Source organism: Acidovorax sp., from assembly GCF_046314175.1.
In the GTDB taxonomy this organism is placed as follows: domain Bacteria; phylum Pseudomonadota; class Gammaproteobacteria; order Burkholderiales; family Burkholderiaceae_C; genus Acidovorax.
In genome coordinates this window covers 1-3,930 of sequence record NZ_JBKBXG010000184.1, presented here as the reverse complement: position 1 = coordinate 3,930, position 3,930 = coordinate 1, and the positions used below count along the sequence as shown (strand labels likewise).

Sequence of the window (3,930 nt, the reverse complement as noted above, 5' to 3'; positions counted from 1 at the left end):
ACCTGTTGTCGGTCTTCGCCTTCGATGAATCGCTTCATGGGCACCTCGCTCAAATCGGGTGCCGTTATTTTAATTTTTAGCAGCGGTTGTGGGTTGGGTTTTCACACAGCCTCGGCCCAAAGCGTCCTATCAGCGGCAGGCAGCCCACCACCTTGAACCTCGCCCCGCATCGTCACCGGGGAGCAGTGGAAAATCAAATCAAATTGGCCTCTAGCGCTTATCCAATAAGCGCTAGCAGCTATCAAAACAGTAGTTTTTCTACCTCAAACTCGAAGCACTGTTGTACTTCTTGCCACTGCCACAATGGAACGAATCATTGCGGCTGACATGTGGCGAATGCGGTGCGCGGCGACGAAAAGTCGGTCGCCAAGCGCTGGCCTGCTGGACGTGCGGCGGGGCTAGTCGCCCTCGCTAAAACGCCAGCTGCGCAGCACTACGCCCCCCCACTCAACCGCCCGCCCCGCCCTGCGCACTGACCGGCGCTGCATCGCTCCCCATCCGATCAATCAGCACCGCGCTGGCTTCGTTGAGCCCCAGCACCTGCACCGTGCACCCGTGGTGGCGCAGGCGTTGCACCACCTTGTCGAGTGCGGCCACAGCAGTGATGTCCCAGAAGTGGGCGTGCGTGACGTCGATGACCACCGGGCGGCCTTCGGCGCTCAGCACGTCGAATGCTTCGATGAACGCGTCGGCCGAGGCAAAAAACACCTGGCCGGACACGCGCCAGGTGCGCTGGCGCAAGGCCGTGGCACCAGTGTCATCGGCCTCGTCGTGCACACGCACCTCCAGCATATGCGACACCTTGAACGCAAAGAACACGCCGCTCAGCACCACGCCCACCGCCACGCCGGCGGCCAGGTTGTGGGTGGCGATGGTGACGGCCACGGTGGCCAGCATGGCGGCGCTGGACAGGCGCGGGTGGCGCACCAGCGCGCGCAGTGACTTCCAGTCGAATGTCTCGGCCGACACCATGACCATGATGGCGACCAGCGCGATCACCGGCACCTTGGACACCCAGTCTTTCAGGGCCACCATGAGGATGAGCAAGAACACGCCCGCGAACAGCGTGGACAGGCGCCCGCGCCCGCCATACTTCACGTTGCTGACGGCCTGGCCGATCATTCCGCAGCCTGCGATGCCGCCAAAACAACTGGCGGCGATGTTGGCCAGCCCCAGCCCCGTGCATTCGCGGTTTTTGTTGCTGGGGGTGTCGGTCATTTCATCGACCACCGACGCGGTCAGCACAGACTCAAGCAGCCCGACCATGGCAATGGCCAAGGCAGGCAGCAAGATGATGCGCAGGGTGTCCAGCGACACGGGCACCTCGGGCAGGCTGAAGAACGGTAAGCTGTCGGGCAACTTGCCCAGGTCAGCTACCGTGGGTAGCGGCAGCCCCATGCTGGAGGCCAGCACCGTCAGAGCCACCACGCAGATCAAGGGCGAGGGGATGGCAGTGAGTGCACGCAGCTGCAGCCGCTGGCCCAGCCACGGCAGGCCGTAGATGAGCGCCAGCCCCAGCGCCAACATGGCCCAGGTGACAGGCCCCGCGCCCGTCAGGTGGGGCAGTTGCGCAGCAAAGATCAGGATGGCCAGCGCGTTGACAAACCCGGTGCGCACCGAGCTGGACACAAACCGCATCAGCACGCCCAGCTTCATCAACCCAAACACCACCTGCACCGCACCCGCCAGAAGCCCCGCCGCCAGCAGGTGGCCCAGCCCGTGCGACGCCACCAGCGGCGCGGCAACCAGCGCCACCGATCCCGCCGCGGCAGACACCATGGCGGGCCGCCCGCCCGTGAAGGCGATCACGATGCTGATGACGAACGAGGCAAAAAGCCCCACCGATGGGTCCACCCCCGCCACGAACGAGAACGCGATGACTTCAGGGATGAGGGCAAAGGTGGCCACGGCACCGGCCAACAATTCGCGCGGAATGCTGGGCGCCCATTCGGCGCGCAAGCGGGTGAGGGTGGAGGAGTTCATGCGGTGTGCCCTGTAAAAAGCAAAGCGCACCCGGAGGTGCGCTGCAAGGGATTTCAGATCAAAACAGGCTCTAGCGCTTATCTATCAAACGCAGCAAGCTATCAACTCAGTAGCAAATTTTTTAACCAAATCAAGCGCCGTGGCACTTCTTGTATTTCTTGCCGCTGCCGCAGGGGCACGGGTCGTTGCGCCCCGGCTCCGGCGCCTTGCGCACCGTCTCCACGCGCGGGCCCATGCTCTTCCACAGCTGGCGCAGGTCGTACACGGCCCAGATGGCTTCGCCGAAGGCTTCGACGCGCGCCTGGCTGGTGCTGGGGGGGCCGTCTTCGTCGTACATGCAGACTTCGGGCTTGCCGGTGTCGTCTTCGGTCAGGGCGACGATGCTGTCCAGGGCGTCGTCCAGCCACTTGGCGGCTTCCTTGTCGCGCGGGGCGGCCCAGTCTTCGGGCCAGTTTTCGACTGCGAACATGAAGCCCAGCGCCCACACCTGGCCGAAGGACGGGATCTCCTGGTCGTCGCCCATTTCGGCGCGCTGCTCGTCGGTCAGGCTGGCCACGGCGCCGCGCATGTCCATGGCTTCGGGCTGGAAGGTACGGTCGTCGTCCAGCGTCTTCACGTCGGTGTCGAGCTGGGTCACGATCTCGGCCCAGCGGCGGTTCCACAGCTCTAAAAAGCGCGCCTGCTGGGCCGCGTCGGCAAAGGCGGGCAGTTGGGGCAGCGGCGCGCCTTCGGCCACATCCAGCTCGGCGCCGTCGCCCAGCAGCATGGGCAGGTACTCGGCCGGGGCGATTGGGCGGCGGCTGCAGATCAGCGCGGTCATGAAGCCGTCGCAGAACTCCCACTGCGGGATTTCCTCGCCGCGCGCGCGCAGGTCGTCGAGGATGTTGTCGATCTCTTCCAGTTCCTCCGGGCCCAGCGCGGCGGCCGGGGCGGCCGTGGGGTCATCAAGTTCGTCAGTGGCGGGTGTGGGCGATGTGGGTTCGGTCATGGGAAGACTCCGGTCGTCAAGCGAGAAAGCGGGGGCGGTAAAACATTGTTTTACTTTTATGATGCGCAGGCCTTGTGCTGTGGCGCTGGTATATCGGCGGAGGTACGGCGACCCGGGGTGGTGCCGGGCCTCAAAAGCGCCTTACGCAACATGGCAACCCGATAAAAAGGCGGTCAGTGTAGCCCCCTCTCGCACCGCCACCAGAACCAGGACCCCCATGCTCCACCAACTCAACTCCCTGTACCCGGTGCGCTACACGGCCTTTGCGCTGTGCGTTTTCGGGCTGCTGCTATCGCTGTTTGCGCTGGTGGCCTTCAATGTGGGGCTGCCCGTGGTGCTGGTGTTCGCCGCCCTGGTAGCAGTGGGCGTGTACGACCTGCGGCAGTCGCGCCACGCCATTTTGCGCAACTACCCGGTCATCGGGCACATCCGCTTCATGCTCGAATACGTGCGGCCCGAGGTGCGCCAGTATTTCATCGAGAGCGACAGCGAAGCCGCTCCGTTCTCTCGCGCGCAGCGTTCGCTGGTGTACCAGCGCGCCAAGGGCGAGCCGGACAACCGCCCGTTTGGCACGCACCTGGATGTTGGCGCGCAGGGCTATGAATGGGTGAACCACTCCATGGCGCCCACGCAGCTGCCGTCACACGACTTTCGCGTGTGGATTGGCGGCAATCCCGATGCGCCGTCGCAGTCCGTAGCGCCGTGCACCCAGCCCTACCACGCCAGCGTGTTCAACATCTCGGCCATGAGCTTTGGGGCGCTGTCGGCCAATGCCATCCTGGCGCTGAACAAGGGCGCAAAAAAAGGCGGCTTTGCGCACGACACGGGCGAGGGCAGCATCAGCCAGCACCACCGCGTGCATGGCGGTGACTTGATCTGGGAGATCGGCTCGGGCTACTTTGGCTGCCGCAATGCCGACGGCACGTTCAGCGAAGAGCGTTTTACCGCCAACGCCACCG

The 3,930-nt window shown here is 64.5% G+C and carries 3 protein-coding genes; 1 reads left to right on the top strand and 2 read right to left on the bottom strand.

Translation table 11 applies throughout. The annotated features are described in order from the left end of the window. Positions 1–447: 447 nt before the first annotated feature. Both ACK4OE_RS25440 and ACK4OE_RS25435 read right to left on the bottom strand, forming a co-directional pair. Positions 448–1,983 carry a SulP family inorganic anion transporter gene (locus tag ACK4OE_RS25440; protein WP_409889205.1) on the bottom strand — a complete coding sequence of 512 codons (1,536 nt, stop codon included), beginning with the start codon at positions 1,981–1,983 and terminating at the stop codon, positions 448–450. Between the two features lie 130 nt (positions 1,984–2,113). Then, complete coding sequence (locus ACK4OE_RS25435) at positions 2,114–2,971, bottom strand: UPF0149 family protein (protein ID WP_409889204.1); 858 nt, start codon at positions 2,969–2,971, stop codon at positions 2,114–2,116. 217 nt (positions 2,972–3,188) lie between these two features. Between ACK4OE_RS25435 and ACK4OE_RS25430 the strand changes: the two genes are divergently transcribed. Beyond that, on the top strand, positions 3,189–3,930 hold a 742-nt coding region (locus tag ACK4OE_RS25430), incomplete at its 3' end, for a glutamate synthase-related protein (protein ID WP_409889203.1).

What these genes read in the sequence shown, in the direction of transcription:
- ACK4OE_RS25435 (WP_409889204.1), bottom strand. Translation starts at nt 2,971, where the DNA reads ATGACCGAACCCACATCGCCCACACCCGCCACTGACGAACTTGATGAC.
- ACK4OE_RS25440 (WP_409889205.1), bottom strand. Translation starts at nt 1,983, where the DNA reads ATGAACTCCTCCACCCTCACCCGCTTGCGCGCCGAATGGGCGCCCAGC.